5 protein-coding genes are annotated in these 4,385 nt (G+C 56.4%); all 5 read left to right on the forward strand.

All coding sequences use genetic code 11. The annotated features are described in order from the left end of the window. Positions 1-302: hypothetical protein (locus tag R6V78_RS21155; protein WP_410291384.1), on the forward strand; the 302-nt coding region annotated here is incomplete at its 5' end. Between the two features lie 56 nt (positions 303-358). Further along, the gene (locus R6V78_RS21160) at positions 359-727 is read left to right on the forward strand and encodes a four helix bundle protein (RefSeq protein ID WP_410291385.1); all 369 of its coding nucleotides are present in this window, start codon (positions 359-361) and stop codon (positions 725-727) included. 119 nt (positions 728-846) lie between these two features. After that, positions 847-2,100 carry a DegT/DnrJ/EryC1/StrS family aminotransferase gene (locus tag R6V78_RS21165; protein ID WP_410291386.1) on the forward strand — a complete coding sequence of 418 codons (1,254 nt, stop codon included), beginning with the start codon at positions 847-849 and terminating at the stop codon, positions 2,098-2,100. Between the two features lie 143 nt (positions 2,101-2,243). Continuing rightward, positions 2,244-3,794, forward strand: a complete 1,551-nt coding sequence (xrtD, locus tag R6V78_RS21170) for a VPLPA-CTERM-specific exosortase XrtD (RefSeq protein WP_410291387.1) — start codon at positions 2,244-2,246, stop codon at positions 3,792-3,794. Between the two features lie 109 nt (positions 3,795-3,903). Then, positions 3,904-4,146, forward strand: a complete 243-nt coding sequence (locus R6V78_RS21175; protein WP_410291388.1) for a four helix bundle protein — start codon at positions 3,904-3,906, stop codon at positions 4,144-4,146. Positions 4,147-4,385 lie beyond the last annotated feature (239 nt).

The raw sequence follows: 4,385 nt of genomic DNA on the forward strand, positions 1-4,385 counted from the left end.
CCTCGGACTATCACATGCCGCGCTCTTTTTTTCTTCTGAAACTGACCACGCTGACGGCCGGCTGCCGCATCGGGATGCACAAGGTGGACACCTTGCCTGTCGGACCGATGACCAGGCAGGCCCGCATCACCCGATTGAAGCTGATCTACAATGAAATGGTCCAGCTGTGGGGCAGTCTGGCCGAGGGCGGGATGGTTGTGATGGGCGGCCCCGACGCGTGGCTGAGAAACCGATCGCCGGGGGTGGTCCGATGGCTGCGGGAGGTGCTGCTGTTTGATGTTGTTTGTCCGGATTGTAAATAGGCCAGTAGTTTTACGTTTTATGTTTTAAGTTTTAAGTGGAAACTGGGGAAAGATTGATGGCATATGGGTCATTTGAAAACCTGGAAGTTTGGAAAAGAGGCTGCCGGCTATCCGTGCGGATTTATGAAATTCTCAAAGAATCCAAAGATTACGGCCTAAAGGATCAGATGACGCGGGCATCGGTGTCGATTGCGTCAAATATCGCCGAGGGTGCCGAGAGAGACTCAAAGGCTGAATTCATCCGGTTTCTTCACATTGCCAAAGGCTCTGCCGCCGAACTCCGAACCCAAGCCTATATCGCATGCAAAATTGGAATTCTTGCCGAGGAAATACAGAAAGAAATCACCGAAGAACTGAAAGCGATTTCGTCCATGCTGCACGCATTAATCAAATCGCTGAAGAATGACCCGCTTCCAAGAAAATAAATCTTAAAATGTAACAGAACGAAAGTTTTACGTTTTATGTTTTACGTTTTAAGTGGAAACGGGAATGTCGATTAGAAATCTTAAAACTTAAAACGTAAATCTTAAAACTAAAAACAACTATGCCTAACCACCCTCGCCTCTTCCTCTCCCCCCCCCACATGAGCGGCCGCGAACTGGCGTACGTCAAAGCGGCCTTCGAGAGCAATTACATTGCCCCGCTGGGCCCCATGGTGGATGACTTTGAACGCGCTTTTGCCGAGAAAGTCGGCATCGCCCATACCGTGGCCCTGGCCAGCGGAACGGCGGCCATGCATCTGGCCATGCGTATTCTGGATGTCGGGCCGGGGGACGAGGTCTTCGCCTCGACCCTGACCTTCATGGGCAGCGTCTCTCCGGTGATTTTCCAGGGCGCCCGGCCGGTGTTCATCGATGCCGACCCGCAGACCTGGAACCTGGACCCGGATCTGCTGGCCGAAGAACTGCTGCGCTGCAGCCGGGGAGGACGGCTGCCCAAGGCGGTGGTGCCCACCGACCTTTACGGGCAGAGCGTCGATCTGGACCGCATCATGAAAATCTGCGAACCTTACGGCGTTCCCGTGGTTGCCGACAGCGCCGAGTCCCTGGGGGCCACCTGCCGCGGCCGCCATGCCGGTGCCGGGGCCCGCGCGACCGTGTTTTCATTCAACGGCAACAAGATCATCACCACCTCGGGGGGTGGTTTGCTGGCCAGCGATGACGGCGCATTCATTGCGCGCGCGCGATATCTGTCCCAGCAGGCGCGCCAACCGTTTGCGCATTACGAACACACGGAGATCGGTTACAATTACCGTATGAGCAACATCGTGGCCGCCATCGGACTGGGACAGCTCACGTGCCTGGATGAGCGGGTGCGCCGCAAACGAGAAATTTTCGACGACTACCGGGCGGCGCTGGAACGCCTGCCCGGAATAAGTTTTATGCCCGAGGCGTCATATGGCACATCCAACCGGTGGCTGACGGTGATCCTGATCGATCCTTTGGCCTTCGGTGCGGATCGGGAGGCGGTGCGGCTGGCCCTGGAAGCCCAGAACATCGAGTCCCGGCCGGTGTGGAAGCCCATGCATTTGCAGCCGGTCTTTAGGGCGGAAGCGCCACATGCCAAGGTCAAAGCTGGAAGGGAAAAGCTGAAAGGCGAAAGCTCAAAGCTGGGATCAGTGAGCAGTGAGCAGAGAGCGGTGAGCGGGAGCCAGGAATACCCATGTCGGGTGGTGGGTGGCAAGGTCGCTGAAGGGCTATTTGAAAAGGGGTTGTGCCTGCCGTCGGGAACGGCTATGACCAAAGCGGATGTACAGCGCATCGTCGACGTGATCGCCTGCATTCACCATCAAGGTTAAGTTATTTGGAAGTCCCAAAATATGTCATTCCCGTGAAGACGGGAATCTATAAGCATATGATAATACTGGATCCCCGCCTCCACGGGGATGACAAAAAAGAGGACATTTCGACTTTTTACGAGGCCATCAAGGTTGAGTGAGATATGAAAGTGAACCAGGAGATTGTCAAGGTGTGGATCCTTCCGGCAGGGGTTGTTCTGGCGGTGGTGATCGGGACCTTTTGGGACACGCTGACCGGGCTTTACCACCAGTGGACCCACAACGAGGATTTCTCCCACGGCCTGTTGATTCTGCCGGTTTCGCTTTTCCTGATCTGGGAAAAACGCGAAGCGATCCTTGCATTGACTCCACGGATGGACTGGCGGGGGCTGCTGGTTATGGCCGCAGCCGTGGTCCTGTTCACTGTGGGTGAACTGGGTGCCGAACTGTTCACCGCACGGGCTGCCATCATCACCCTCTTCATCGGCGCCGTGTGGTGGATCTACGGCATGGCTCTGGTGCGCGTCATCATTTTCCCCCTGCTGCTGCTCTACCTCATGCTGCCCCTGCCCGGATTTGTTTACCGCAATCTGACTTTCCCGCTGCAGCTCATCGCCTCGTCCGTGTCGGTCGACATCCTCAACGCGCTGGGCTTTCTGGCCTACCGGGAAGGCAACGTCATCGACATGGGCTTCAGCCAGTTCCAGGTGGTGGAGGCCTGCAACGGCCTCAGATTTGTCCTGCCCCTGCTTTGCCTGGGCGTGATTTTTGCTTTCTACCGGCCGATGATCTGGTGGAAACGGCTGGTGCTGGTGGCCGTCACGGTTCCCCTGGCCGTGGGTACCAACGTGGTGCGGATTGCCGGCACCGGCATCCTGGCCCACTACTACGGCGTGGAGGTGGCCCAGGGATTTTTCCACGATTTCTCAGGCTGGGCGGTGTTCATGGCCTGTTTCGCCCTGTTTCTGGGTATTGCCTTTCTGCTGAGCCTGCTCCCCGGCAAACCCGGTCCTCGGGAGCGGCGGCCGGAAAGAGACGACAGACCATCTCCGGTCAACCTGAAAAGACACCTGACGGCCACCGGCATCGCCCTGGCCTTCTGCCTGGTCAGCCCCATGGTGGTGGGCGTGCTGGGCGACGTTTCCCCGATGACCCTGAAGAAGGACCTGGCAAGCTACCCCCTGGAACTGGGGGGACGGACCGGGCGCAAAAGCCAGATGGAAGCCGAAATATGGGCGCAGGTCGGCGGCCAGGAATACACGATCATCGACTACAGCCAGCCCGGCAAGCCGCCGATCAACTTCTACACCGCCTTCTATGAATACCAGAAGAAGGGTGGGGACTTCATCCACTCCCCCCGGTTGTGCCTGCCGGGTGCCGGCTGGCATATCCACACCAACCGCGTGCGGACGCTGCAGACCGATTCCCCCGGGGCCTATGGCGGCCGGCTCCAAATCAACGAGCTGATCATCGAAAAAAACGGCTATTGGCAGCTGAGCTATTTTTGGTACCAGGGGCGCGGCCGCAACTTTACCAACGAATATGCCGCCAAGTTCTACATGGTCTGGGACGGCATCTTCCGGCGCCGGACCGATGGCGCCCTGGTGCGGTTGATCGCTCCCATGGCCTCCAAGGAGCAGGTGGAAGAGGTGCGCGGCGACTTGGACCGGTTTGCCGTGCTGACATCACGAACGCTGGATGAATTTTTACCTTAAAAATGAAGCTCAAAGGTCAAGCTCAATGCTCAAGACTCAAAGGTGAAAGCTCAAGGCTCAAAGGTGGAAGCTGAAAGACAATGCAATTTGCGTTCAAGCAATTGGATGTATGGCAACGGGCGGTAACGTTTGCCTAAACGTGATCGACACGGTCGATGCCGTGTCGACTGATCGCAAGCACTATCGCCTATTGGCGCAGATAGAAGCCGGTTCTACCAGTGTGGCAATGAACATTGCCGAGGGCCAAGGTCGATTTTCCAAAAAGGAGTTCGCGCAATACCTGTACATATCGAGAGGCTCGCTGTATGAAACCATAACCCTTTTGGATATATTTCACCGGAAAGCTGGATAAAGGGCGGCCAGCTCAAGAAATTGGACAGGAAGGCTTAGAAATGGCCGCAATGATCAAGGGGCGCATCAATGCGATCAACAGCACGAAACAATAATCCCATGAACGCCCCTTTCAGCCCTCAGCTTTGAGCCATGAGCTTTCAGCTTTCAACCAAATAGTACTCAGGAACAACCAACACCATGCTGCTACTGGAAAAACTGGCACGATCACCTGCAGTAAGACGCTTTGCGCGGCTTATC

Origin of the sequence: Desulfosarcina sp. (assembly GCF_046496365.1) — a bacterium.
Classification (GTDB): Bacteria; Desulfobacterota; Desulfobacteria; order Desulfobacterales; family Desulfosarcinaceae; genus Desulfosarcina.

Bases quoted from the DNA above. Each gene is read 5' to 3' on its own strand.
- xrtD (WP_410291387.1), top strand. From the start codon at position 2,244: ATGAAAGTGAACCAGGAGATTGTCAAGGTGTGGATCCTTCCGGCAGGG.
- R6V78_RS21160 (WP_410291385.1), top strand. From the start codon at position 359: ATGGCATATGGGTCATTTGAAAACCTGGAAGTTTGGAAAAGAGGCTGC.
- R6V78_RS21165 (WP_410291386.1), top strand. From the start codon at position 847: ATGCCTAACCACCCTCGCCTCTTCCTCTCCCCCCCCCACATGAGCGGC.
- R6V78_RS21175 (WP_410291388.1), top strand. From the start codon at position 3,904: ATGGCAACGGGCGGTAACGTTTGCCTAAACGTGATCGACACGGTCGAT.